The 25275-nt window shown below is 63.4% G+C and carries 19 protein-coding genes; 10 read left to right on the top strand and 9 right to left on the bottom strand.

Annotated elements, in window-relative coordinates; translation table 11 throughout:
• Positions 1–17 precede the first annotated feature (17 nt).
• Positions 18–221, top strand: coding sequence for a hypothetical protein (locus BJP05_RS03245; RefSeq protein ID WP_070362162.1), 204 nt, complete (start codon positions 18–20; stop codon positions 219–221).
• 21 nt (positions 222–242) lie between these two features.
• Here the strand turns inward: BJP05_RS03245 and BJP05_RS03250 are convergent, their stop codons facing one another.
• A complete protein-coding gene (locus tag BJP05_RS03250; RefSeq protein ID WP_070362163.1) occupies positions 243–1793 on the bottom strand; it encodes a CYTH and CHAD domain-containing protein in 1551 nt (516 codons plus the stop codon).
• Between the two features lie 106 nt (positions 1794–1899).
• Between BJP05_RS03250 and glnA (BJP05_RS03255) the strand changes: the two genes are divergently transcribed.
• Genes glnA (BJP05_RS03255) through BJP05_RS03265 form a run of 3 tightly spaced genes read left to right on the top strand, consistent with a single transcriptional unit; the run spans position 1900 to position 6615 of the window.
• On the top strand, positions 1900–3234 hold the full coding sequence (gene glnA / locus BJP05_RS03255; RefSeq protein WP_070363460.1) for a type I glutamate--ammonia ligase: 1335 nt from the start codon (positions 1900–1902) through the stop codon (positions 3232–3234).
• A gap of 9 nt (positions 3235–3243) precedes the next feature.
• On the top strand, positions 3244–6288 hold the full coding sequence (locus BJP05_RS03260) for a bifunctional [glutamine synthetase] adenylyltransferase/[glutamine synthetase]-adenylyl-L-tyrosine phosphorylase (protein WP_070362164.1): 3045 nt from the start codon (positions 3244–3246) through the stop codon (positions 6286–6288).
• A gap of 15 nt (positions 6289–6303) precedes the next feature.
• Entirely contained in the window at positions 6304–6615 is a 312-nt protein-coding gene (locus tag BJP05_RS03265; RefSeq protein WP_070363461.1) for a hypothetical protein, read from the top strand.
• Here BJP05_RS03265 and BJP05_RS03270 read toward each other — a convergent pair.
• On the bottom strand, positions 6612–7940 hold the full coding sequence (locus BJP05_RS03270) for a nitrate/nitrite transporter (RefSeq protein ID WP_070362165.1): 1329 nt from the start codon (positions 7938–7940) through the stop codon (positions 6612–6614). The two genes, BJP05_RS03265 and BJP05_RS03270, sit on opposite strands and share 4 nt — an antisense overlap.
• Before the next feature lie 71 nt (positions 7941–8011).
• On the opposite strand from BJP05_RS03270, the gene thrC reads away from it, so the two are divergent.
• From thrC to BJP05_RS03280, 3 genes are read left to right on the top strand one after another with little or no spacing between them, the layout of a single operon-like run.
• Positions 8012–9457, top strand: coding sequence for a threonine synthase (gene thrC, locus BJP05_RS03275; protein ID WP_070362166.1), 1446 nt, complete (start codon positions 8012–8014; stop codon positions 9455–9457).
• Positions 9458–9460: 3 nt separating this feature from the next.
• Positions 9461–9604, top strand: coding sequence for a hypothetical protein (locus BJP05_RS11275; protein WP_168156175.1), 144 nt, complete (start codon positions 9461–9463; stop codon positions 9602–9604).
• A complete protein-coding gene (locus BJP05_RS03280) occupies positions 9594–10619 on the top strand; it encodes a trypsin-like serine protease (RefSeq protein ID WP_084028652.1) in 1026 nt (341 codons plus the stop codon). Before BJP05_RS11275 ends, BJP05_RS03280 begins: the two co-directional genes overlap by 11 nt.
• Before the next feature lies 1 nt (position 10620).
• Here BJP05_RS03280 and BJP05_RS03285 read toward each other — a convergent pair whose 3' ends face one another.
• Positions 10621–11349, bottom strand: a complete 729-nt coding sequence (locus BJP05_RS03285) for a hypothetical protein (RefSeq protein WP_070362167.1) — start codon at positions 11347–11349, stop codon at positions 10621–10623.
• A 33-nt stretch (positions 11350–11382) separates the two neighbouring features.
• Here BJP05_RS03285 and BJP05_RS03290 point away from each other — a divergent pair, with 33 nt between their 5' ends.
• Genes BJP05_RS03290 through BJP05_RS03300 form a run of 3 tightly spaced genes read left to right on the top strand, consistent with a single transcriptional unit; the run spans position 11383 to position 13708 of the window.
• A complete protein-coding gene (locus BJP05_RS03290) occupies positions 11383–11910 on the top strand; it encodes an NUDIX domain-containing protein (protein WP_070362168.1) in 528 nt (175 codons plus the stop codon).
• On the top strand, positions 11910–12497 hold the full coding sequence (locus tag BJP05_RS03295; RefSeq protein ID WP_070362169.1) for a glycoside hydrolase family 25 protein: 588 nt from the start codon (positions 11910–11912) through the stop codon (positions 12495–12497). The genes BJP05_RS03290 and BJP05_RS03295 overlap by 1 nt, the downstream gene beginning before the upstream one ends.
• A complete protein-coding gene (locus tag BJP05_RS03300; protein ID WP_070362170.1) occupies positions 12494–13708 on the top strand; it encodes a cutinase family protein in 1215 nt (404 codons plus the stop codon). The genes BJP05_RS03295 and BJP05_RS03300 overlap by 4 nt, the downstream gene beginning before the upstream one ends.
• Here BJP05_RS03300 and BJP05_RS03305 read toward each other — a convergent pair.
• The 6 genes from BJP05_RS03305 to glnA (BJP05_RS03330) all read right to left on the bottom strand — a co-directional run bounded on the left by BJP05_RS03305 (position 13705) and on the right by glnA (BJP05_RS03330) (position 25242).
• Positions 13705–14538, bottom strand: coding sequence for a polysaccharide deacetylase family protein (locus BJP05_RS03305; protein ID WP_240492797.1), 834 nt, complete (start codon positions 14536–14538; stop codon positions 13705–13707). The genes BJP05_RS03300 and BJP05_RS03305 overlap by 4 nt on opposite strands.
• 44 nt (positions 14539–14582) lie before the next feature.
• Entirely contained in the window at positions 14583–15767 is a 1185-nt protein-coding gene (locus BJP05_RS03310; RefSeq protein WP_070362172.1) for an ATP-binding protein, read from the bottom strand.
• Positions 15768–15900: 133 nt separating this feature from the next.
• On the bottom strand, positions 15901–19212 hold the full coding sequence (locus BJP05_RS03315) for an exodeoxyribonuclease V subunit beta (RefSeq protein ID WP_070362173.1): 3312 nt from the start codon (positions 19210–19212) through the stop codon (positions 15901–15903).
• A 1-nt stretch (position 19213) separates the two neighbouring features.
• A complete protein-coding gene (locus BJP05_RS03320) occupies positions 19214–21985 on the bottom strand; it encodes a PD-(D/E)XK nuclease family protein (protein WP_070362174.1) in 2772 nt (923 codons plus the stop codon).
• A gap of 186 nt (positions 21986–22171) precedes the next feature.
• Positions 22172–23326, bottom strand: coding sequence for an AAA family ATPase (locus BJP05_RS03325; protein WP_070362175.1), 1155 nt, complete (start codon positions 23324–23326; stop codon positions 22172–22174).
• 479 nt (positions 23327–23805) lie between these two features.
• Positions 23806–25242 (bottom strand): type I glutamate--ammonia ligase, encoded by a 1437-nt coding sequence (gene glnA, locus BJP05_RS03330; RefSeq protein WP_070362176.1) that lies wholly within the window; start codon positions 25240–25242, stop codon positions 23806–23808.
• Positions 25243–25275: the final 33 nt, after the last annotated feature.

The raw sequence follows: 25275 nt of genomic DNA on the forward strand, positions 1-25275 counted from the left end.
GCGCTAAGGTGGGCGCCATGAACGGAAACTTCTACTACAACCCGACCACCGGCGAGATCACCGAGGGCAAAGAACAGTCCTGGGAAAACCGCATGGGCCCCTACAAGACGCGCGAGGAAGCCGAGGATGCGCTGCGCATCGCGGCCGCGCGTAACCAGCAGGCGGACGCGGAAGAGGCCGCCGAGGACAACTGGGGCACCCCACCTTCCTGGGAGAAGTAGCCCCTACTGCACGTACAGGGCTTACAAGGCTTTCTGCGCCGCCTTCTTTACTTCGCGGATCGCGCCGAAGTAGCCGCGCAGTGCCTTTTCACCGTCGCGGAGTTCGCGCTGGAAGCACATGCCATAGGCGAACACGTCCTCGTCGCGCTGGCGCGCCAGCTTCGCAAGCACCAGCAGCTCCTCGCGCGAGGTCGCGCAGTCCTGGAAATCACCCAGCATCGATTGCAGGCGCTTGCAGGCCTTGATAAGGCGCTTGAACTTCGGATCGCCGGTGGCGGCCGCGGCGTAGCGCAGCCGCTTGGCTGCCTTGCGCACGTCGTGCACGTAGGCCTCGCGCTTCGCGCGCGGCAATGACGTGTCGTGGTAGCGGTCGTCGACCTTGGCGTGGCGCTTCATCAGCTTCTTATATGCCTTGCGCACGTGGCGCGCCAGGGCTTCGTCGTTGTCCTTGATGCCCTCGCGCACCTGGGGAGGGTTCGCGATGAGTTCATCGATGGCGTCGAGAAGGTTGAGGTAGGCGTCGCTGTTGCACATGTTGACGATGTTGCGGTGCGCGAGCTTGTACACGCTGTGCATATCCTCGCGCAGGTGGGCTGCGGCAGCATCATCCATGCAGCCGGAGTCGTCAGTGTCGAGCAGCTGCAACCACCGGGCGTGCACCACCTCAGCGTCGCGCGCCACCCCGAGCACGCCCGCGACGTGCTTGAGTTCCTTCTCGATCTTCGAAAACGCATCGCCCTGCACGAGCCCGTCGTAGGTGCGCAGGATGGAGCGCAGCTCCCGGATTGCCACCCGCTGCTGGTGCACCGAGTCCCACTGGTCGGCGCGTACGGCGCGGTCGCCGTGGACGATGGTGTCGCGAAGCGTGCGTACGGAAGTTAACAGGGAATGCAGCGGGGAATCCGCAGGCAGGTGCGCCTCGGTGAGGTGCGGAGGCAGCGGAGCTTTCGCCAACGAGTCCCCGAGTGCGGACGTCAGCTTCGACGGCGAGGAGGACGGGCGAGCGCCGGAGGAGAGCAGGTAACGCTCCGCCTGGCGCAGCAGGGACGCACCTGCGTTGGTGCCCGCGACCTGCTCCGTGAGTTCGAGTTCCCACTCGCGCCAAGTGGTGTGCGAACCCCCTGGTAGCAGGGAGCGGGCGGAGACGTGGTCGTCGCAAAACTCGGCGACGGGCTGGCCTTCCTCGTCGGCGAGGATGGTTTCCACGCGGTGGTTGTCCACCTGGGCAATGGGCTGCAGCGGGTGGCGGCGCACGATGGCGCGGACGGCGTCGACAAGCTCCTGCGGGACCGTGTGCGGGTCCTGCAGTGGGCAGCGTAGCTCGGTGCGGCCTTGACCTGCTGGAATCTTCATGTGCCAGCCGTCGTCCGGGCCTCCCGTGCGGCGGCGCAGCGTGATCTTCTCGCGCGTCAGGCGCAGGTCAGCCGTGTCGTAGTAGATTGCGGAGAGCTGCTGGTGGCTCGTGCTCGCGAGTGCGGACACCCCCGGCAGCTGCCGCATGTCGGGAACGGCGGTGGAGTCGTCGACAGCTAACTTGATCTCAATTTCTACGTACTCATGTGGTGCAGCCACGGCGAAGCCCTACTTTCAACACGAAGCATGTGCGGTCACCGCAAAGTCTAACGCGTTCGCCCACTTTCGCGGCGGCATGAGCGCAGGCGCAGTAGGGTACAACACTATGGACACGCAACAGGAAAACGTACTTCGCATGGTTGAACAGCGAGACATCGCGTTCATCCGCTTGTGGTTCACTGACATTTTCGGATCCCTGAAAACCGTCATGATGAGCCCCGCCGAACTTGAGGCCGCCTTCGACGAGGGCGTGGGCTTCGACGGCTCCTCCATCGAGGGCTTCTCCCGCATCTCCGAGTCCGACACCTTGTTGCGCCCGGACCCCTCTACCTTCCAGCCGCTGCCGTTCGACGAAGGCACCGGCCTGCAGACCGCCCGCATGTTCTGCGACATCACCATGCCGGACGGCGACCCGCTCTACGCCGACCCGCGCCAGGTACTGCGCCGCCAGATGACGCACGCGCGCGAGCTCGGCTTCGAGTTCAACGCCAGCCCCGAAATTGAGTACTACGTGCTCAAACAGAACATGCCTGGGGAGGACCCGGTGCCGGCGGACAAGGGCGGCTACTTCGACCAGGCGAAGCGCAACGAGGCGCCGAAGTTGCGCCGCCAGGCGATCGCCGCGTTGGAGTACATGGGCATTGTCACCGAGTTTTCCCACCACGAGGCCAGCGCCGGCCAGCAGGAGATCGACCTGCGGCACACCGACGCGCTGACCATGGCCGATAACGTGGTCACCTTCCGCTACATCGTGAAGACCGTCGCGGAAGCCAACGGCGTGCACGCCACGTTCATGCCGAAGCCGTTCGCGGACATGGATGGTTCCGCGATGCACACCCACTTCTCGCTGTGGGAGGGGGAGACCAACGCCTTCCACGACCCGGACGATGAGATTTCGCTGTCCAAGACGGGCCGCCAGTTCATCGCGGGCATCATCGAGCACGCCAACGAGATCTCCGCGGTGACCAATCAGTGGGTCAACTCGTATAAGCGCCTCCAGTTCGGCTCCGAGGCGCCGACCGCGGCGACGTGGGGCGTTTCCAACCGCTCCGCGATGGTGCGCGTGCCCACCTACCGCCTGCACAAGGCGGACTCGCGCCGCATCGAGGTCCGCTCGTTGGACTCCGCCTGCAACCCTTACCTTGCGTACGCGGCGGTGCTGGCAGCGGGCCTGCGCGGCATCGAGGGCGAGTACGAGCTCGACGAGCCAAGCCGCGACGACGTATTCGCGCTGACTCGCCGGGAGCGCCGCGCGATGGGGTACCGCGACCTGCCGAACTCGCTCGACCAGGCGCTGCGCCACCTGGAGCGCTCCGAGTTTATGGCGGAAGTGCTCGGGGAGCAGGTCTTCGAGTTCTTCCTGCGTTCGAAGTGGGATGAGTACCACGCCTACACCTCCCAGATCACCCCGTGGGAGATCGAAAGCGGCATCGACCTTTAAGGAAACACCATGTCTGCAGATGCACCCTTGCCGAACCCTGCGAAGCTCGGGCTGACCAGCCCCCGCGCCGCCGAGGACTTAGCCACGCTCGGCATCACGGATGCGAAGGTGCTCGCAGCGCTTGCCGACGCCGGCGATCCAGACCTGGCGCTCAACACGCTCTACCGTCTCTTCAGCGCGCTTGACGACGCCCCATCCTGGCAGGACGTGCAGTCCCACCTGGCGGCCGACGGCCAGTTCCGCACCCGGCTGTTCGCGCTGCTCGGCGGCTCCACGGCGCTGTCCGACCACCTGGTGGCGCACCCGCAGCGCTGGTGCAGCCTGCTCGAGCCGCTCCCAGGCAGCGAGGAGCTCTTCCGCACGATGCTCGCGGCCGTCGATGCCGCACCCGCGGGCCTCGAGGGCGACACAGCAAGCGAGGACCTGACCACCCCCGGCACCTACCGCGCGGGGCAGGAGTGGTCGCGCCACGCCAGCGCCACCACACCGCTTCGCGAGCACTACCTCACCCTCATGATGCGCATCGCCGCCTCCGACCTCGCAGGAGAGGTGGGCTACCGCGACGTCACCGAGTACGTCACAACGCTCGCCGACGCCGCTCTGACCGCAGCGCTGGCCGTCGCCATCCGCGAAACCTACGGCGACGACGACCCCGACTCCTGCCTCGCGATCATGGCGATGGGCAAGTGCGGCGCCCGCGAGCTGAACTACATCTCCGACGTCGACGTCATCTTCGTCGCCGAACCAGCCACTGCCCCGGCCACCAAGACCGCCAGCACCGTGATGCAGCTTGGCACCGCGTGCTTCTTCGAAGTCGACGCCAACCTCCGCCCCGAGGGCAAGTCCGGCGCGCTCGTGCGCACCGTTGACAGCCACCTGACGTATTACAAGCGCTGGGCGCAGACCTGGGAGTTCCAGGCACTGCTCAAGGCCCGTCCGATGACAGGCAACGCCGAGATGGGGCAGCGCTACATCGCGGCGTTGCGCCCGCTGGTCTGGGAGGCGTCGCAACGCACAAGCTTCGTCGAGGACGTCCAGGCGATGCGCAGGCGCGTGCTCGAGCACGTGCCGAAAGACCTGCGCGAGCGCGAACTCAAGCTGGGCAGCGGCGGGCTTCGCGACGTCGAATTCGCCGTCCAGCTGCTCCAGCTCGTGCACGGGCGCATCGACCAGAGCATCCGGGTGAAGAACACCGTCGACGCGCTCCAGGTGCTTACCGACGGCGGCTACATCGGACGCGAGGACGGCGCCAAGCTGATCGACGCCTACGAGTTCCTCCGCCTGCTCGAGCACCGACTGCAGCTCACCCGCTTCAAGCGCACCCACCAGCTGCCCAAACCGGACGACGCGAAGGCGCTGCGGTGGCTCGCGCGCACCTCGGGCTTCCGCACCGGCCCGCGCGCGACCGCCACTGAGGCGCTGCGCACCCGCCTCAAGCAGGTCCGGTTCACCGTGGCCAACCTGCACGAACGCATTTTCTACCGTCCGCTGCTTAGCGCGGTGGTGAACCTGAGCTACGGCGAGGCTACCTTGAGCGCCGACGCCGTCAAGGCCCAGCTCGCCGCACTCGGCTACCGCCACCCGGCGCGCGCCCACGACCACCTCACCGCGCTGGTGAAGGGCACCTCGCGCCGGGCGAAGCTGCAGGCGATCCTGCTGCCGTCGCTCATGCACTGGCTGGGTGGCACCGCGGACCCGGACGCGGGGCTGTTGAACTACCGCAAGCTTTCGGAGGCGGCGGAGGATAAGAGCTGGTTTTTGCGCATGCTGCGCGACGAGGGCGTGGTCAGCCAGCGCCTCATGCAGATCCTGGGCACCAGCCCGTACGCCTCCGAACTGATCATCGCGGCCCCTGAGGTGGTCAAACTCTTTGGCGACGGCTCCTCGGGTCCGCGCCTCATCGAGGCGGCGCCCGACCAGGTAGAGAAGGCGATCGTCGCAGCCGCCGGGCGCTACGAGGACCCGGACCGCGCGGTGTCGGTGGCGCGTTCGCTGCGTCGGGCGGAGCTCGCGCGCATCGCCGCTGCCGACCTGCTCGGCTTCATGGAGGTGCGCCAGGTCTGCGAGGAGCTCACCTACGTGTGGGACGCCGTTCTGCGCGCCGCGCTCGCCGCAGAGATGCGCGCCCAGCACCAGGACCCCGAGCGCCCAACGCCGGCGCGCATCGCTGTGATCGGGATGGGCAGACTCGGCGGGGCGGAGCTCGGCTATGGCTCGGACGCGGACGTGATGGTGGTTGCCGCAGCCAACGAGGGCTACGACGACCACGAAGCAACCGTGTGGGCCGCCAAGGTCATTGAGGCGATGCGCGCGCGCCTGGCCAAGCCGAGCGCCGACCCACCCCTCGAGGTCGACCTCGGACTGCGCCCCGAGGGGCGCTCTGGCGCGGTGGTGCGCACGGTGGAGTCCTACGAGCGTTACTACACCGAGTGGGGCGAGGTGTGGGAGCGCCAGGCGCTGCTGCGCGCCGTCACCATCGCCGGTGACCGGGACCTCGGCGCGGACTTCCTCCGCGTCATCGACCCAGTGCGCTACCCGCCGGGGGGTGCCAGCCAGCGCGACATCAGGGAGGTCCGCCGCATCAAGGCGCGCGTGGATAACGAGCGCCTGCCGCGCGGGGCGGACCGCGCCACCCACACCAAGCTGGGCCGCGGGGCGCTCGCCGACGTCGAGTGGACCGTGCAGCTGCTCACCATGATGCACGCGCACACCCACCCGGCCTTGCACACCACCTCCACGCTGGAGGCCCTCGACTACCTCGCCGACCCAAACGACGACCGACCGCAAGTGATTGAACCGCAGCAGGCCCGCCAACTGCGCGAGGCCTGGCTGATGGCCACCAGGGCCCGCAACGCCATCGTGCTCGTCACCGGCAAGCGCACCGACCAGCTGCCCGCGCCGGGCACACAGCTCGGCCCCGTCGCAGGCTCCGCGGGCTACAGCCCGGAGCACCAACAGCAGTTCCTGGAGGACTACCGGCGCACCACCCGCCGCGCATATCGCGTGGTGGAGGAGGTGTTCTGGGGCGAGGCGCCGTCGCACGAGTTCGAATAACTTATGCTGGTGCCCATGGCTGTACAGATCTCAATTGACCTTGATAATGCAACGTTCGCGGACCTCGTCGCGCTTGTCGACGCCGCCCGCGTCGCCGGCGTCACCCCCGACACCGAACTCGAACTGGCAGATTCCACGCTGAGCATCGCCGTGGAGCCCGGCACCACGGATGCACACCAGCAGCGCGTGCCCGAGCGCACCCGCGAAGGCGAGGGGCCGACCACGGTCTCCACGCCCGGATCCTCGGCGCTGCCGCAGCTTGGCGACGCCGCCATCCGCTCCGTCGTTGACATCCTGACCGGGCGCCAGGAACCCCCGCGGCGCTAGTTTGCCTTCGTTGGTGGCGCTTGCTCGACGATCTTGAGTCGGCGCATCTGCGGCTGCGCCTTCGCCCGTGCCACCAGCAGGCCCACGATCAGCAGGACTGCTAGCACGTAGACCGCGATCCAGGCGTACTGGAAGTCCTCCCACGTGTACTGCACCGAATCTGCCGAGTGGTCCAGCAAAATCCCCACCGCCTGGGCTGCCACCATGGAGGATGTGAACCCGCCCATGTTGGCCAGGCCGGTGCCGGTCGCCACCATGGCGGGCGGCACGTGCTCGCGCACGTTATCGAAACCGAAGTTGGACGCGGGCACCACCGTGCCCATCACGATCACCACCGCCAGGATCGCGCCGAAGCCGCGCGGAGTGGACGTCGAAAAGAACCACAAAAACATCAGCGGCGTCAGCGAGCACAGCACGATGACCGCCATGTCACGGCGCACGCCCAAGCGTGCAGAGACCGCACCGAGCACCGGCGACGCGACGATCATGCACACCGTCAGCACGATGAGCACCGTGCCGGCCTCCTGCTCGTTCAGGCCCATGCCGAGCGTCATCATCGGCACACCCCACAGCAGGGTGAAAGTGACCATCGGGAAGATGGAGAACCCGTGGATGAAGAATGCCTCCCAGCACACCGGTGAGCGCACCACCGTCGAGAGCGTGGTGCGAAGCGGCACCTTTGCACTTTTGGCCGCAGCCTCCTCGCCAGGCTTCGTGGGAGCGTCCGCCACTGCGACCACCGCGGCGAGCGCCACGAGCACCCCGACCGCACCGAGCGAGACGAACGCGACCTGCCAGCCCTTCGCGTGCAGCAGCGCCAAGAACGGCACCGCGGACAGGAACTGACCCATCTGCCCAATCGCAGTGGACAGCTGCGTAAACAGCGGCGTCTTGCGGGGAGGGAACCAGCTCGGCAGGATACGCATCACCGCCAGGAACGCCGTGGCGTCGCCCGCGCCGATCAGCACGCGAGCCGCAAGCGCGACAGGGTAGGAGGACGTAAACCCGAGCAGGATCTGGCCCACCGCCATCACGAGTGCGCCGACGATCAGCATGAAGCGCGGACCCTGCCTATCGATGAGCACCCCGGTCGGGATCTGCGCCAACGAGTACACGCCAACCTGCACTGCGGTGAACACTGCGATCCGAGAAGCGTCGATACCAAAGCGGTCGATCGCCTCAACTCCCGCGACGCCGAAGGACGTGCGGCCCAAGATGGCGACCACGTACACCGCGACCGCGCCGAACCACACAAAAAGGGCGCGTCGGGTGACGCGCTGCTGTGGATCGTTGGTCTGGGAGACAGGGGAGTTGGAATGGGGCATGCGGTACAAGGTACTCCCTCGGTTAGGCAATCCGGCATGCGGGTCCGGTGCGTCACGTAGACTGTGCAACCGTGGATTACATTTCAACGCGCGATACCGCAGGCACAACCTACAAGTTCACTGACATCCTGCTCACGGGCTTAAGCCCGGATGGCGGCTTGTTCCTTCCCGTGGAGTACCCGCAGCTGAGCCCCGAGCAGCTCGACAGCTGGCGCACACTGCTCGCCGAGCGCGGGTACGCGGCACTCGCCGCCGAGGTGCTCAAGCTCTTTATCGACGACATCCCGCACGCCGACATCGAAGCGATCACCGCCCGCGCCTACCGCACCCCCGTATTTAACGACGCCGCCATCGTCCCCGTGACCAAACTCGAGGACGACCTGTGGCTGGCACACCTCTCCGAGGGGCCAACCGCGGCGTTTAAGGACATGGCGATGCAGCTGCTCGGCGAGCTCTTCGAGTACGAGCTGGGCCGCCGCGGCCGCCACCTGAACATCCTGGGCGCTACCAGCGGCGATACCGGTTCCTCTGCCGAGTACGCGATGCGCGGCCGCGACAACATCCGCGTGTTTATGCTCACCCCGGCTGGCAGGATGACGCCATTCCAGCAGGCCCAGATGTTCGGCCTGGACGACCCGAACATCTTCAACATTGCCCTCGATGGCGTCTTCGACGACTGCCAGGATGTGGTCAAGGCCGTCAACGGCGACGCCGACTTTAAGGCGAAGTACGCCATCGGCGCCGTCAACTCCATCAACTGGGCGCGCCTGCTTGCCCAGACGGTCTACTACATCTCCACCTACCTGCGCGTGACCGAGAACAACTCGCAGAAGCTGAGCTTCTCAGTGCCGACGGGCAACTTCGGCGACGTGTGCGCCGGCTACATCACCAAGCGGATGGGGCTGCCCGTTGACCGCCTGATCGTGGCTACCAACGAGAACGACGTCCTCGACGAGTTCTTCCGCACCGGCCAGTACCGCCCGCGCAGCGCGGCAGAGACCCAGGCGACGTCCTCGCCGTCCATGGATATCTCGAAGGCGTCGAACTTCGAGCGCATGATGTTCGACGCCGTCGGGCGAGACGCCGCGCTGACCGGCGAGCTCTTCGGCACCAAGGTGAACAACGGCGGCTTCGACGCCGAGGACTTCGGCGGCGCAGACGTCCTGGCCCGCATCCGCGACGCGTTCGGCTTCTGTTCCTCCTCGTCCACCCACGCTGACCGCGTGGCGACCATTCGCGAGGTCCACGAGCGCTCCGGCGTGCTGATTGACCCGCACACCGCCGACGGTGTCCACGCCGCCCGCGCCGTGAGTGGCGACGTCAACACTCCTGTCGTCGTGCTTGAGACCGCGCTGCCGGTGAAGTTCGCCGAGACCATCGTCGAGGCCACCGGCACCCAGCCGGAGGTGCCCGAGCGCTTCCGTGGCATCATGGACCAACCACGGCACGTCACCGAATTGCCGAATGACGCAGACGCCGTGAAGGCCTTCATCCAAGACTCCATCGAAGGGAAGTAGCACATGGCACAGGAACAGTTCGCAGGCCCGGAGTACTTCACCGAGTTCGACCCCGAGAAGTTCATCCGAGACATGAAGATTCAGAAGGAAGAAGCTGCCAAGGGCGACCCCGCCTTCGCCGACGATGAAGCGGGCGATGAGCAGTAGCGGCGACCTCGCCAAAAAATACCAGCCCGAAGACGGGCAACAGTGGACGTTCCCGGAGCCGGTCGCCCCAGTAGGGCAGTCGGCGCCTCGTCGCGGGCTAGGTGGTGCCGCGTGGTTTACCATCATCGTCGCCGCGCTGTGCTTGGTCGGGATGGTGGTGTGGCTGGGCCTGCACACCTCTGAAATAGACACGCGCACCGCCGAGGAGCGCCAAGCCCAGGAAGCCGTCCAGCGACCCGGGGAGCAACCGCCTGCCGCGGCAACGGGCAACCGGATCCTGGTGCCCGAGTTCGCACCGTGGGCGCCGGGCTCGCTGATCCAGTCCACGGACCACTACCCAGAGCCGGGGGAGCGCTTCACCGCGCAGTCCTGCACCGTCGCGTTCACGTTCTCGGGTGCCGACGGCCGCTCCTACGCCGTCACCGCCGGGCACTGCGGGCGTGAAGGCAACCTGGTGTGGCCGAAAGGGGCCTCGGACACCAACGACTATTCGCAGGAAGTCGGTAGGTTTATCTACTCCGGGCTTTACACCCCTGATGTAGAGGACCCAGAGGCGGAGCGCATCGACGTCGGCATTATCGAGATCTACGACACGGACCGCGCTGTGCCGCTCGTCGGCGACCCGATCCCGACAGGCGTCGGTGCCGAGATCGGCCCCGTTGACCGCGTCTGCAAAACGGGCGGGACGACCGGCTACACCTGTGGCCACTTCGAGGCCGCGAGCCGCGTCCAGATCGTGACCGCCCACGACGACGAAGAACAACGTGAGTCCCGCGGCGACATCGCAGGCGTCTGCGCCTCCTCCGGCGACTCGGGCGGCCCCGTCTTCGCAGACGTGAATGGGCGCGCCACCATCATCGGCGTGGTATCCGGGACGGAAGCCGACCGTTCAGGGGAGGAGTGCTGGGAAGGCATGGAGCACCCGATCATGATGTCCTACTCCAACGTTGATCAAATTCTGAGCGTCATCGAGCGCGTCGTGCCGGACGCCCAGTGGGTCGAACAGCAGTGGTGAGCTACTGCGTATCGGGCGTCGGGTTCGTCTGCAAGTCGTGCTTGCCCTTGTCATCAATCTCGAGCGTGGTCACTTCGCCCGCCCCGTAGGCCTGGTAGATCACTTCGACGAAGCCGTCGGGCAGGCCGACTTCCTCCCACATTGTGATGAGGCTGTCGCGATCAGCCTTGTCGGCCACGTTCATCCACGTTACCTTGACTTTCTGCCCGAACGGGTAGTGCAGGAACCCGACGAAGTCGGCGTCGTACCCCACAGCGAGGCGCATTTGCTGCGCAATCGATTCGGGTGCGGGCGCATCGTGGCAGTAGTCCCACAAACTCACGTTGAGGTTGCTGCCCGTGCGCAGCTCAACGCCGGGGATGCAGTTCTGCTGCAGCAGGCGTGAGAGGTGCCCCGCGAACGAGTCCACGTCTTGCACCGCGGTATCCGTGATGTCGCCGCGCAGCGCTGCGCCGCGATGCGCCTCGCGCACCTCTGCATCTGCGATCAGGTACGGCCGGATGCTCGCCTCAATCGACGCAACATCGGCCTGCGGTGCCTCGGGCTGAAACACTAGTTCGCGCTGCAGCCGAGTCTCCTGTGGAGCGTTGTGCTGGTAGGCGTACAACGCGACTGCCAGCGAGGCCAGCACCACCACGAGCGCTCCGTACACCGCCACAAACAGTGCAGTGGGCACCCGGCGAAGCAAAGCAACAGACTGTGCGGAGTCATCAGTGGTGGTGTGCAACATGACGTAAATAGTAACCGAAGTACACTTGAACCCATGCCTATACCCGAGTTCATCGTGCAGACCCGAAAGAAGATCGGAACCGACCCAATGTGGGTACCCGCCGTATGCGCCGTCGTGCTGCGGGACTCCACCGCGGACACCCCGTGGGCAGTCCCCGAAGTACTCCTCGTCCGCCGCGCGGACAACGAGAAGTGGACGCCCGTGACCGGCATCGCCGACCCAGGCGAGGACGCCCACGACGCCGCGGTGCGCGAGGTGCTCGAAGAGACCGGCATCAAGGCCACCCCGGCTGCGATCCTCGGCGTCGGCGCCATCGGCCCCGTCACCCACGACAATGGGGACATCGCAAGCTACATGTCGACGCAGCTCCGCCTCGAAGCCGTCGACCCCTCCCAGGAGCCCGTCGTCGGTGACGACGAATCCATCGACGTCGGCTGGTTCCCGCTATCCCACATGCCGGTCACGGACGCGAAGTGGCGCCTCGTCATCGGCGACGCCGCCGCCCAGCGCAAGCGCCCCGAGGGCTTCCAGCCACGCATGGGCTTTAGCAAGCGCAACTAATGCGGTTCGGCGTCGACGTATCCGAGCACCAGGCAGGCTTTGACTTCACCGCCTGCCCGCTCGACTTTGCCATCATCCGCACCACGGATGGCACCTACCAGGACCATGCGTTCCCCACCCTGTTTGTCGACGCCCGCTCCGCCCACCTCAACGTATCCACCTACCACTTCCTGCGCAGCCCTTCCGAGGGAACCACCATCAACGAGCAGGTGGAGGCCAGCGTCGAGGTACTCCAGCGCGCCCCCGGCGCCATGAATTGCCCGATGTGGCTCGACGTGGAAAGCCCCGCTGGGCTCACACTTGCCGACGTCCGCTCCGCCTACGACACCTTCCAGGGGTTTGAGGTGCGCGTTGCTGGCGTCTATACGAATGCCGGGTATTGGCGCCGATACATGCACCTGGCCCGGCCCTCCCAGTTCGGAGCCCTCTGGCTTGCCGACTGGGGCTCTAACAATCCAGCATTCCCAGGTGCCGACGCGTGGCCGACCCCACTCGGCATGGGCACCCCCGAGGTGTGGCAGTACACCTCCCGCGGCTCCATCGGGGGATTCACGGTGGACCTCAACGCGTGGAGGGACGCCTCATGAACGATATGCGCGCTGTGTTGGCAGCCGTGGTGTGCGCTGCGTGCGTTGTGGTCCCGTCTGTGGCACCGCCAGCTCAGGCGCAGTTACTGGGGAAAGGCGATAGCGAGCCTTTGCCCGAGGCCCCGCTCGAGTCGTACGAGCGCAACATCGCGACCTCACCGCAGCGCTGCACTGATTTCGAGATTGTCATCGCCGCCGGCACCGGCGACTCCAACCAGGGCGACGACCCGCTACACGTGCGCGGACTGCGACCCGGGTCGACCCTGATCGCTGACGTCGAAGCGGCTGGCGAGAGCGTGTCTGCCTGGCAGGTGCCGTACACGGCCTCGGTTGGCGTGCTCGGCACGCTGGGGGAGACCAGGACGAACATGGCCCTGCCGTACGGGGCGTCGCTAGATACGGGCAAGCGTGCGGTGCGCACGCACCTCGCCACGCTCCACGACGCATGCCCGGACACGAAGGTGTTGTTCCTCGGGTTTTCGCAAGGGGCTGGCCTGCTCGGGGACCTCGTGGCGGAGTCCCCCGACCCGAGCCTTGTCGCGGCCTACCTTATCGCGGATCCGGGGCGCAGCCGCACCACCTACCACACGGCGGAAACAGTCACCGGCGCGCGTGGCGTCCGCGGCGAGAACGGCGAAATCCTCATCCCGCTCGACGGCGTACGCCTTGCTAGCGACGTCTCGGGTCTCACCGGGCCACGCCGTGCCGCATTCCACGACGCTGAGGTTCTCACGTTTTGCCACAGCAACGACCTCGCCTGCGCCACGCAGCACGACGGGTTGGCGCAGCGCGTCGGCGTGCGACTCGCCCAGCCCGCCGCGGCCCCGTTGCACAAGCTGGCGGGGCGGGGCTTCAAGGACTTTGGGCACAACCCCATCGCTACGCTGCTTGCACTGGCGTGGGAACTTGCTGCCGTGTCGAATGTGGTGCGGGGCTACGAGGGGCAGACCGCGCCGTTTTCTGGCGAGGACATCACGGGGTTGGGCGTGCTGCTCCACGTGGCCGCGCAGGAACTGCTGCCGATGGCCGCCGGGCTAGGCGTTCCTCAGATCCCGATGCCACTGATTGACCTCATCCCGCACGTGATGAACATGATGCCCCACCACCTGTCCTACTTCGAGGGCGGCGACCACCCCGCGTGGACCATCGACGGCGAGTCAGTGGAGTCGTGGATTGCCCACGACATGGTCGCCCGGATGCAGGCGAGCTAACTATTCCTTGTGGTGTACGTCTTACCTGGCACCGGCTGCGGCACCATCTGATCCAAGCTCGCCGGCCGCAGCCCCTTCGCCCGCAGGCCGTCGATCACGCACTCCACGGCTTGGGCCGTCGTCGGGTGGATGTCGTGCATCAACACGATCGACCCGGCCCGTGCCTGGTCAACCGCAGTCTTGCACGTCCGCGCCGGGTCGCGGTGCTTCCAATCCAGCGTATCGACGTCCCACAAGACCACCGCCTGACCCTGCACCCGCGCTGCCTCGGACACCGTCGCGTTGAGCGCCCCATACGGCGGGCGGACAAACCGCGGGGAAGCACCAGTGGCATCAGCAATCGCGCGGGAGCCCTCCTCCACTTCACGACGCACCTCCGGCTGCGAAAGCTTCGTCAAGTCGCGGTGCGTGGCAGTGTGGCTGGCTACCGTGTGACCGGCAGCCCGCATCCGCTGCACGGCGCCCGGGTTTGCGCGCACCTTCGGCGCCAACACGAAAAACGACGCCGTGGCGTGCTTGCGCGCCAGGATATCCAACACCTGATTCGTGGAGGCAGCCGGACCGTCGTCGAACGTGACGGCCACGCAGTTGGAACAGTCCGCAGGTTGATCCTGGGTCGGAGCCGGCGTGCTAGGCGCAGGTGCAGGAGCAAGCTGCTGTGCCAACGGATGGTTGCGCGCCTGCGGCGGCAGCGCCCGGTAGATAGCCGTGCGGAGCTCCTCACCAGCCTGGGAACTGGATTGAGAGAACGCCTGCGAGCTGCCCGCGAGCGGGTTCGCGACCGCGTGCGGCGCAGTACACAGCACCGCGGCAGCAACGAGTGTGGACATTACTTTGCGCATTGCTACACCACCATCCAGAGTCAGTACCCGTGTCAGAGTACCCGGTCTTCGGATTGTGCGAAATTGTGCCGCAAATACTCTGCTGCGGGCACCACCTTAAACTCTTCCAATTGTTGGCCGTGCTCGCCACGGTAGACCACCCAGCGCTGCGTCGGGTCAATGTCCAACTGGCTGCCAACCGTGGCGAGGTTTCTCCCGTGGCGCGAGCGAAACGTTGCGGAGGATTTTATTTCAACAGCGCGTGGCTCGTGCGTCATGTCGAGGAGATCCACTTCAATCTTGCTGTCATCGCGATAGAAATACAGGTCAGGGGCTATCCCTTGGTGGTGGTAGCACTTGGCTGTTTCTGCCACGATGAGGTTTTCCATCACCGCGCCGAAAGCCGGGGAGTTCACGAGGTCTACTTTTGTGCGGATACCCAGGAGGTGGCAGAGCAGTCCAGTGTCGTAAAAGTACAACTTAGGGGTCTTCGTCAGCGTCTTGCGGGAATTGGTGTGAAAAGGACGCAGTGTGAACACGATGAAGCTGGATTCCAGGATGCTTACCCAGTTCTTCACGGTCGCAAACGCGACGCCGAGTTCGCGAGCCAGTCCAGTGTAGTTGATGAGGTTGCCGGCATTAAGGGCCATCAGTTTCATCATCATTTGAAAAGCGTCCGTGTTCTGAACATTGAGTAACTGTGTGACGTCTCGTTCGACGTATGTGCGGAGGTAGTTCTGGTAGTAGATCTCCGGCGGCATATCTACTTGATAAAGGCGCGGATACCCACCGTGAACCATGAAATCTTCAGCGCTCGTGTCGGGTCGTGCGGTGAGTGCCTCCCGAAAAGAGAGTGGAAGCAGGTGGGTGATGCCGACTCTTCCGGCTAGACTTTGCGAGATCTTCTCCATTAAAAGGAAGTTCTGCGAACCAGAGAGCACGTATTGTCCAGGTGTGCCTCGTTCGTCCGAAATGACCTGCAGGGACGAGAATAGCTCGGGCGCATATTGAGCCTCGTCGATGATGAGGGCAGAGCCACGATCACGGATAAAACCCATGGGGTCCTCGATGGCGAACGCGCGTAGCGTTGGGTCTTCGAGATTGAGATAGGTGAAATCAGGGAACTGTTCACGAATCAACGTCGATTTTCCGCTTTGCCGTGGTCCGGTCACGCTCACGATCGGAAACCACGAAGCCAGTTGCTCAAGATGCTGGCCCAATTCCCTCGGAATGAACACTATTTCACCAAATCCCTAAAGTGCGACTTACCAAATCCCTAAAGTGCAATCTACCAAATCACTAAAGTGCGACTTACCAAATCCCTAACGTGGCGCCTGTTGGTGCAGGTTGATCGGGGATAATTCGGTCGGCTTAGCCCAGTGAACGCGTGCGTATCACAACTCCTTGCTTGCGGGGGAAGAGCAGCTCTAAGCGTGTAATCGGGGCGTCGAGCTCCCCGCCCAAAAGCTCGGCGTACAGCCGGAGCTGGTTGAAATACTCGGACACAGTTTGGGCATCGGCGCTGACATCCGTTTTGTAGTCGGCAATGACCCAGCTATCTCCCTCGCGGTAGAGCAGGTCAACGACGCCGTCGATAATTGGGCCGCCACTACTGAGTCGGCCGAATACCGGCAGCTCCCTGTAATGCTGCGAGGAAAAGGCGTGCGTGACGGTTTCGCACTCCAGCAGCTGTTCCGCCATTGATGCGAGCGTCTCCCGGAACTGCGAGGGCGCACCGCAGTCCACACTGAGCGTGGCCGCGTAATCGGCTGCACCACCGGCAGCTGTGAGGTCATCGAGCGTCGCGCGCTCCATCATTGCGTGCAGCGCGGTGCCCACTGCCGCGCCGTGCTCAGCGCGGGCCTCCCCAGTAACCACCAATGCCGGGTCGAGTGAGGCAGTCTCCCGCGTGAGCCCAAGCTTCACGACGTCAGCGTCTCGAGCATGAGCCACCGCCGTGCTGGCGACACGGCGTGCACGAGCCGACTGCCACGCGCTCTCCGAGGCATGAAGATCCGGCAGTCCCTCGGCGTTCGGCTCTGTGGGCCGCGTGGCGGAGGTGGTGAAGTCATATTCGTATGCTGGGATGTCCTCCGCAGCAATCGCTTCCGGGATTGCGCCCTCCGCGATCGTGTTCTCGATGGCCGTATTGAACGCCTTCGACGCCACGCTGTTCGGGTTATCAGTTCGCTTACACACCACTAGGTGGTCACGCGCACGCGTCGTGGCGACGTAGAAGAGGCGGGCGCGCTCGGCGGCGTCGGCAAGCTTTTCGTGCTCCAGGATTTCCCTCGAACGCGGGGAGGTGAGCCGGAACTCGCTGTACTCCAACACATGGTCCGCAGGATGCGGGCGGCTGACCTGAGGGTTGTTGTTCCTACCGCCGTACATCCCGGCCAAGATCACCATCGGGAACTCCCGGCCCTTGGACGCGTGCAGCGTCAGAATGCGCACCCCGCCCGCAGTCGTACTCTCCGGATCGGTGATCTGATGACGCTCGTTGGCCAACGAATCAGTCCACGCGGTGTATTCGCGCAGGGTACCGTGAGTCGCCTCGGTAAAGGCGCGCGCATTGTGCTTCACGAACTCGAGGCGGCGCAGCGCCTCCAAGGGGAACGCGCTTCGCGCAGCGGCCAGCTCCACCATGTTCAGTTGGTCGCACGCCCAGGACACCAGGGCGCCGACGGACATCTCACGGGAAGCCTCATGCAGCTTCAAAATGAGGTTGAGCGCATCCGGAATACGCCCAGTCAGGTCGTGCAACCGAGGCCCGTAAATGTTCAAACTGCTGCCCGCAGCGGCCCATTGCGCAAGCTCAAGGTCGGAAATACCAAGCAGGCTTGTACGCAGCGCGGCGCCCACCGACAGCGATTCCGCCGGGTCAGCCGCCGCGTGCAGCACGACGTGGAGCTCCTCAATCTCGGGCGCCAGATACGTCAGCGCAGCGCCCTCCGGGACGTAGGGCACGTCATGCGCATCAAGAAACGCCATTAACGACGCCGCCTGACGGTGGGTACGCACCAAAATCGCAATATCGTGCGGCTCCAACCCGACCAGGGTCTCATACGAAGTGCCGTCGTCACGTACAACCTTGTCGCGGCGCTGCCAGTCCTCCGCAAGCGCCTGCTTGATAATACTCAGGATGAGGCGGCACTCAGCCTCCTCCTTGGACAGATTGTCCTCCTTGATGGCTTCGTAATGCGCGACAATCGTGCGACTATTGAAGTCTGCCAGCTCGGGGGCGTCATCAAGCCCAGGCCGTGCGTCCAGTGCAGTAAAGGCCACTTCTCGGGGCACAAGCTTCGGGTCTGGCTTCTTGCTGGTAGCCAAGGCGTTCGGGAAATAGCGTTCGAAGACCTGGTTGGACCAGTCCAGGACCTTCGAGGTGGAGCGGAAGTTCGTGGTCAGCTCGACGACCTCGCAGTCCTGCGCGTCACGGGCAGCAAGGTAGGTGTCCAGATCCGCGTGGCGGAACCGGTAGATCGACTGCTTCGGGTCACCCACCGTGAACAAGGCCCCGGGAGTGAGCTTCCCGGTAGCAGGGTCGGTGGCAATCGCGCGCACGATGCGCAACTGGGCAGGGTCGGTGTCCTGGAACTCGTCCACAAGCAGGTGTGTAAACCGTGTGTGCACGTCCTCCCGGACATGCGGGTGGTGCTTCAACAGCTGGTCTGCCAGGTACACAAGGTCACCAAATTGGAGCTCACCAGTGCGGTGGCGTCGACGTGCGTTATCCAGCACGATCAAGGCCAACGACGCGCGAAGCACCGCTTTGGGACGCGCCGCTTGCCTTTCCACGTTCTCATTCCAGGAGTCCCAGACACGCTCACACGCCGACTTGATTTCTTTGACAACCGCTCCGCCCCAGTTCGCCTTTCGGCCACCGTTGCCCTTGCGGAACTTGCCGACCTTCGTGAAATCACCCGCGGTGATCCGCAGCTGAAGATCCGTAATTTGTTCTCCCAAGGTCAACGCAAACGCGTCTTCAGGGTCTGAGCACTCGTTGAGAGTGCGCTTGAGCTCACCCACGATTCGCGTGGCTGCGTCCTCATCGAACACGAACGCCTCCGGCAGGGCAGCAGCGATCGTCGGCTCCAACTCACCCCAGTTATCGTCCATGTATTGGGCAAGCTGCAGCAGCGAAGACATCGAACCGTTCTCGCCCGCGAAATGCTCCAGGGCTTCGCGGAGGTCGGCGTCGAGAATCTTGCCCCCGCTCAGCTCAGCGATGGGGAAGACCCCCTCGAGTGCGCTCGAAAACGCTTCGCTTACTCGGCGTCGAAGCACGTCGGATTGACGCTCCGCGGCGAAGTTATCCTGCACCGTGATCTCTGGAGGGATGCCGGACTCGAGCGGGTAAAGACACAGCAGGCGCTGGCAAAAGCTGTGCAGCGTTTCAATGGCTGCGCTGGGCAGCTCAAGCAGAGCGCGATCCGCCACTGGGTTGCCCGCGTGCTTTGCCAGCTCACGGGCGAGACGCTCCGAAAGCTCCGCCGCAGCCTTCTTCGTAAACGTGATCGCCGCGATCTGGGTGACTGGAACTTCACGTTCCAAGATGAGCGTGAGCAGGCGCTGGACGAGTGAGTACGTTTTACCAGCCCCGGCACCGGCCTCCACGAACAAGGTGGAGTCAACATCCGTGCGGATCCGCTCACGGTTTTCAAAATCTGGCAACAGAGTCATGTTAGTTCTCACCTTCATTTTCGCGCGCAGGTGTCAGGCTTTGGTAGAGCTCAAAGAGATAATCGCTGATTGCGTCGGCTTGGCGGACGTAATTATTTGCACCCAAGCGCAGAATCTGGGTGCGGAGGAAGCGTTCAGTATCAATCGGCCGCGGGAAGAAGACTCCCTGGGCCATTAATTCCAGGGTGCTGCCCAACACGTGGACGAAATCGTCATAGCGTTCCTGGTCAAAAATGGCAAGGTAGTGCTCCTCATCGGGATTGTCGGCGAACACGAAGTGGAAATCCACGTCCACGCTCGGAGAAACCGTGACCACATCCTCGCCGATGCCCATTTTGTCCAACCACGCTGCGAGCGCACCGTTAGAAATCGCTTGCCACATGGCTAGGCCGTAGAAATCCGGCTGGACGGTAAACGAGGAGACGTTGTCCCAAGCGAGCACGTCCTTCTTCGCGATCCGGTTCCTGCCAGTTTTGTAATCCACCACGCGCAGACTTCTGGTCTCCGGGTGGAAATCGACGCGGTCAATGAACCCCTTCAGCGATACCTGGCCGAAGGAGGTGTCGAAAAATACCTCGATGTCTGAACCCCGACCGAATGCAAGCTCGACACCAACAGGCATCCAGCCTGCCTCAGCCTGCTGACGTTCTGCCTCAAACCAGGCACCCAGAGCCTTGGTCAAGCGCAGCTCGAAGGCGTGCCGCGAAAGCGCGCTCACCTCACTGAGCAGGGGCGCGCTCAGGTGCGCGGCGGCGATAGAATCCAGCACTTCGCGAGCCGCATCCCAGTCCAGCTCCGCATAACTGGCAGGTCGAGGAGACGCATCGAGCCACACACGGCGCGTCCATTCCTCCACGATGGAGTGGAAGATCGTGCCCTTATCACGAGAATCCAGGTCCTCGGCGGGATCCGCCTCAAGCTCGCGCATGCCAGCTACGTACTGAATGAAGAAAAGGTACGGGGACTCCACATACAGGTTCAATGCCGACGCAGAGAACTCGTGATCTGCAATCCAGTCGCTCAGACCCTCAACGAAGCCATTGAACTCATCGCTCGGGTTGCCCTCGCTGCGAGCCTTCATCACTGACATCGTCTGCTGCGTGGATACCGGCCATGCTCCGCGCAGGGCGTGGGTGAAGCTGGCGGTTCGCCTGCTTGCGGCCGGGAAGTCATTCGCCTCGCAGCCATCTATTGGGGTGTGGTCTGCTGGGATCCAATGGCTGGGCTCCCCGCCAAACTCGCCACCGCTGAGCTGATCGGCGTGGATACACCGCACCTCGTTCGCCGTACGCAGAGCAGCTTCGAGGATCTCATGCTGACGGCTGGTCTCGCGCTCTACGCTGGTACCGAGCTGTTCGAGTGACACACCAGCAGGCTCCGGCACACCGTGCGGCATAAATATCGACGACGCGTTGCATACCAACAGCACGTCCAGATCCCCACCGACCAGCCCAGACAGTGCACCGACGCGCAAACCAGCCGGAAACGCATCATCGGTACCAAGTGGAGTTGCAACCGCAGCTTCCCACAGCGCCTCCTGTGCTGCGAGCACACTGAAGTCGATTCCCAACTGATCAAACTGTGCCAAGTTCGAAAACAGGGACTCCGGCACCGGTCCCTGCACATGCTTCTTCGCCAGCTGGAGCGCCTGTGTCGCCCACTCGCCCCAAGATTCAGACGCGCGAAGCGCCACCAGGTCGTCGTGGAGCGCCACAACCCACGCAGCCTCCACCCGCGCCGGGACCTTTTCTCCATTGACCACGTGATCCACGCTGAACTCCTGCCAGCGAGGCCAAGAACGCGGGCCGTTTCGGTGGCGACTGAGCGAATCGAACCCGAAGATTGCCGGGCGCTTACCCGCCGCATCCTGCCAGCCGATCCGTCCGCGCAGCAGAATCTCCGCAAGCTGCGCTCGCGGTATCGTGTCGACCTCGAGCGACACAAGCCCGACCACCGTGGCGACCTCCGGGGCGTCGAGTAGACACTCCGTTGCGCCACCCACCAGCGGGAGACCCTGCGCAGCATCAACTAACACCGGGTAGAACGCCTGATTCATCATCGCAACCCCGACGCGGTCCAGCGCCTCTTCCTGTGGGGCAGACGACTCGGCGATGCTTTCCCGGACCTTGCTGAGTACAGCGAGCGCCTGGACGTGTTCATCCGCAACTTCCATCGTGGTGACCTGGGCAGTGTCGTCCGGGCGCAATGGCTCCGGCAGCCGCTCGAGCAGACGATCCTCAGCAGGCGTCAGCCCAACAACATCCCACACAATGGTGCGCTCCGGGATGCAGGCCTGCTGCCAAGCCTCATATGGAAGCGTCCTGGCCGGCTCGCCTTTGGACGATGACTTGAACCTGTCCGCTATCCGCTCCGTGATCGAGGCGATCTCCTTCGGCAGTGTCCTGGTACCAGTGAGTCCCCATCGCTCCCGCGGGGCCTGCAGCAGCTGCCATACCGCCTTTCGTACTCCCGTTCGTGTAGCCGGTTCGCCAGCGAGCCCCCGCGCGCGGATCTCGGAATCCTCCGGGAGTTCCTGCAACGCATGCACCACCAAAGCGGCGACCTCAGCAGGGTCAACTAATCCCGGGAACTGGGACTCCACAAACAACTGCAACGACAGGACTTTCACGCCCACAGCCACGCCGGACTGCGACAACGCATCCATCACAGCATCACGTGCACCTGGCATGCACAACACTGTCACGGGGTTTGCGAGCGGATTGCCGTCCTGCGCTTGGCGAACGGCATGGATGAGCGGATTCATACGGGACATGGTTCGTACTCTATATGGTGGTCCCGACATTGTGATGCGCCTACCTACAGACTTTCAAAGACGAGAGTTGCTTGCATCCGATGATCTCCTCCGAGCAGTCCCTTGCTGCCTGATGGAGTAGTGGTGATGGTATGCAAGCGATAGCCCCTCGGTCTGCCGGAAGGCACGTTGCGAGTAAGCAAACTGTCACTCTTCAAACTCGGGCAGACGAAGAATATCTGCGACCACATGGGTGCGAAGGTACTCGCGCAGATAGGGGAGCGCTAAGTCTGCGGTGCCGCGGTCGTAAGTGATTAAGTCGGCTTCGCTAAGGCGGCGTCGATAGTTGTAAGCTTGTTGTTCGCTCACTTCGAGACGGCTGGCGACATCGCTGATTTTCGAGGCACCATCATCGAGCGACATTGCTGCAAGGAACCTACGATCCTCCGCAGAGAGATCGTTGAGCGCTGGTTCATGAACAAGTTGCCCGAGTTTCTTTCGTGCTCGCGTAATGGCCTTTTCTGTAGCCTCCAATTGAATTGTGTCAGAGGATTCAAAGCGCCAAGCGAAGTTGCCAATCAACTGGATCATGAACGGATAGCCTCCAGTAGCTTGTACAGCAGTCGCGAGGGCTTCCTCGTCCCACGAACGTCCAGCTTGCTGGACGGGAACTGTGAGCCCCTCACGGACCTCTGTACCTCTGAGTCGGCCGAGATCCACGCGGTTTGCACGCCTTAAGAAAGTGATTGGATTGCGCCCTTCGTCACTGGCAAGCAGAGGTCTCACCGAACTTGGAATACCGGCCATCACCACGGCGATTTCCCTGTTTTCTCGAACGAGGTGTTGAATAGCCGTCGCGAACTCAACAATTTCATCATGATGTACGAAATGAAGCTCATCGACCGTAATTAAGACACCACTGGCAGAACGGTTAAACCTGTTGTGGTTCGCGAGCGTGTCAAGGACCTCCGTGAGTAGAGTACGGAGTGAACGTGGCCTTTGAGCAGGCCGTTCAAACTCATGCTTGAGGCGCAAAGCGCTCGGACCAACTTGAAAAGAGGTTCGGGTCGGCGCATCGCTCTCGAGAAACTCTGTAAGTTGGTCTCTCAACTTATCGACGAACCCCTCAGTCGCCGTTTCGGAAAACGTTAGCCACCCAGCGTTTATTGCGGTGTCTTCTAACTCGTTGAGTAGGGCTGTTTTTCCAATACCTCGTGCGCCAACGAGGAGTGAGATGCGTTCGTGTGCACCTGGTCCTTCTTCAAGCCCGAGTCTGAAGTCATCGATTACTTCGTCGCGGCCGACTAGGAGTGGCGGGCTAGTCCCAAGCGAAGCACGGAAAGGGTTTTGCGTGGTCGTCATAGTTACACATTAGCGCTCTTGTGTGGAGTTGTGTGGTTTGTGTGGAAATGTGTGGTTTGTGTGGAGTTATGTATAGCGGGGATGTCGCTGGTTCTTGCGAGTGAGCTGTGCACCACAATCCGTCCGCGGACTTCGGCCACCTGGGGAAATACTCAAGTTTTTCTGGGAGAAATGGGGAATTTGGTGTCCTGGCCTGAGATGCAGTGACAAGGGACGCAAGTTTGAACTTCGACCTCCACGTTCCCGCAGGTCACAAAAGGGCTAGATGTTATGTGTTGTGTCTTTTGGCACTGGCACGAAGCGGCCCGCACCAGATTCCTGGGTTTGGGAAGGGGACGTCGGCAAATGCGCAGGTCGCCGATTTCGCGTGAGGGAATGTGGTGCAAAAGTCCGCTGCACAGGAAGAAGACAAAGAAAAACCCACGGCAACCGTGACGGAAACCGTGGGCAAGGGACCAGGACGAACCTGGGCTCAGAATCTAGCAGTCAAAATACAGCTCAAACTCCAGCGGCGTCGGGCGCAGGCGCGCCGGGGTGATCTCGCTGTCGTACTTGAGCTTCACGTACGTGTCGATGAGATCTTCGGTGAAGACGTCGCCTTCGGTGAGGAACTCGAAGTCGTCTTGCAGTGCCTGCAGCGAGGCTTCGAGTGAGGTCGGCGCTTGCGGAATGTCCTTGGCTTCCTCTGGTGGCAGCTCGTAGAGATCCTTATCCACTGGGGCGTGTGGCTCGATGCGGTTCTTCACTCCGTCGAGGCCGGCCATCATCATCGCAGCGAAGCCGAGGTACGGGTTGCCCGATGGGTCCGGTGCGCGGAACTCGATGCGCTTCGCCTTCGGGTTGGTGCCCGTGATCGGGATGCGGATCGCGGCAGAGCGGTTGCGCTGGGAGTACACGAGGTTGATTGGGGCCTCGAAGCCGGGGACGAGGCGGTGGTAGGAGTTCAGCGTCGGGTTGGTAAACGCAAGGACAGCGCCGGCGTGTTCGAGGATGCCGCCGATGTACCAGCGGGCGATGTCGGAGAGCCCGCCGTAGCCGTTCTCGTCGTAGAACAGTGGCTTGCCGTCCTTCCAGAGGGACTGGTGGGCGTGCATTCCGGAACCGTTGTCACCGGCCAGGGGCTTCGGCATAAAGGTGGCCGTCTTGCCGTACTGGGTGGCGGTGTTCTTGATGATGTACTTGAAGTCCTGCAGGTCGTCGGCTGCGTGCAGGAGGGTGTTGAAGCGGTAGTTGATCTCCTGCTGGCCGCCGTTGCCTACCTCGCGGTGGAAGCGTTCGATTTCGAAGCCGGATTCGCGCAGGTTCTTGACCATGGCGTCGCGTACGTCGACGGTCTTGTCGTGTGGTGGGACGGGGAAGTAGCCGCCCTTGACGCGGTTGTGGTAGCCAAGGTTCGGGCCGCCGACTGCATCTGTTTCCTTGCCACGATTCCACCAGCCTTCTTCGGCGTCAATCTCGTAGAACGCGCGGTGGCCTTCGACCTCGTATCGGATGGAGTCGAAGAGGTAGAACTCGGCCTCGGCGCCAAAGCTACAGGTATCGGCGATGCCGGTGGAAGCCAGGTACTGCTCCGCCTTGCGCGCAACGTTGCGCGGGTCGCGGGAGAACGCTTCGAGGGTGAATGGGTCGTTGACGAAGAACTTCACGTTCAGGGTCTTCGCTGCGCGGAACTGGTCCAGCTTTGCGGTGGCGAGATCCGGCATGAGCGTCATGTCGGACTCTTCGATGGTGGTAAAGCCACGAATCGATGAGCCGTCGAAGGCGAGGCCTTCTTCCATGACGGTTTCGTCAAACATGGAGGCAGGGATAGAGAAGTGGTGCTCGATGCCGGGGACGTCGGTAAACCGGACGTCGACAAACTCCACGTTCTCGTCCTGAATGAACTTCTTTACGTCTTCGATAGTTTCGAAAGACACGACCTTTTCTCCTTCGGACGGCGTTGGGAACTT

Source organism: Corynebacterium sp. NML98-0116, from assembly GCF_001767255.1.
Taxonomy (GTDB): Bacteria; Actinomycetota; Actinomycetes; order Mycobacteriales; family Mycobacteriaceae; genus Corynebacterium; species Corynebacterium pseudogenitalium.

Excerpts from the sequence above, each read along its gene's own strand:
- BJP05_RS03265 (WP_070363461.1), top strand. The coding sequence starts at position 6,304 with ATGGCTGTACAGATCTCAATTGACCTTGATAATGCAACGTTCGCGGAC.
- BJP05_RS03285 (WP_070362167.1), bottom strand. The coding sequence starts at position 11,349 with ATGTTGCACACCACCACTGATGACTCCGCACAGTCTGTTGCTTTGCTT.
- BJP05_RS03280 (WP_084028652.1), top strand. The coding sequence starts at position 9,594 with ATGAGCAGTAGCGGCGACCTCGCCAAAAAATACCAGCCCGAAGACGGG.
- BJP05_RS03315 (WP_070362173.1), bottom strand. The coding sequence starts at position 19,212 with ATGACTCTGTTGCCAGATTTTGAAAACCGTGAGCGGATCCGCACGGAT.
- BJP05_RS03260 (WP_070362164.1), top strand. The coding sequence starts at position 3,244 with ATGTCTGCAGATGCACCCTTGCCGAACCCTGCGAAGCTCGGGCTGACC.
- BJP05_RS03300 (WP_070362170.1), top strand. The coding sequence starts at position 12,494 with ATGAACGATATGCGCGCTGTGTTGGCAGCCGTGGTGTGCGCTGCGTGC.
- glnA (WP_070363460.1), top strand. The coding sequence starts at position 1,900 with ATGGACACGCAACAGGAAAACGTACTTCGCATGGTTGAACAGCGAGAC.
- BJP05_RS03270 (WP_070362165.1), bottom strand. The coding sequence starts at position 7,940 with ATGCCCCATTCCAACTCCCCTGTCTCCCAGACCAACGATCCACAGCAG.
- BJP05_RS03320 (WP_070362174.1), bottom strand. The coding sequence starts at position 21,985 with ATGTCCCGTATGAATCCGCTCATCCATGCCGTTCGCCAAGCGCAGGAC.
- BJP05_RS03295 (WP_070362169.1), top strand. The coding sequence starts at position 11,910 with ATGCGGTTCGGCGTCGACGTATCCGAGCACCAGGCAGGCTTTGACTTC.
- BJP05_RS03245 (WP_070362162.1), top strand. The coding sequence starts at position 18 with ATGAACGGAAACTTCTACTACAACCCGACCACCGGCGAGATCACCGAG.
- BJP05_RS03325 (WP_070362175.1), bottom strand. The coding sequence starts at position 23,326 with ATGACGACCACGCAAAACCCTTTCCGTGCTTCGCTTGGGACTAGCCCG.
- BJP05_RS03305 (WP_240492797.1), bottom strand. The coding sequence starts at position 14,538 with ATGTCCACACTCGTTGCTGCCGCGGTGCTGTGTACTGCGCCGCACGCG.
- BJP05_RS11275 (WP_168156175.1), top strand. The coding sequence starts at position 9,461 with ATGGCACAGGAACAGTTCGCAGGCCCGGAGTACTTCACCGAGTTCGAC.
- BJP05_RS03290 (WP_070362168.1), top strand. The coding sequence starts at position 11,383 with ATGCCTATACCCGAGTTCATCGTGCAGACCCGAAAGAAGATCGGAACC.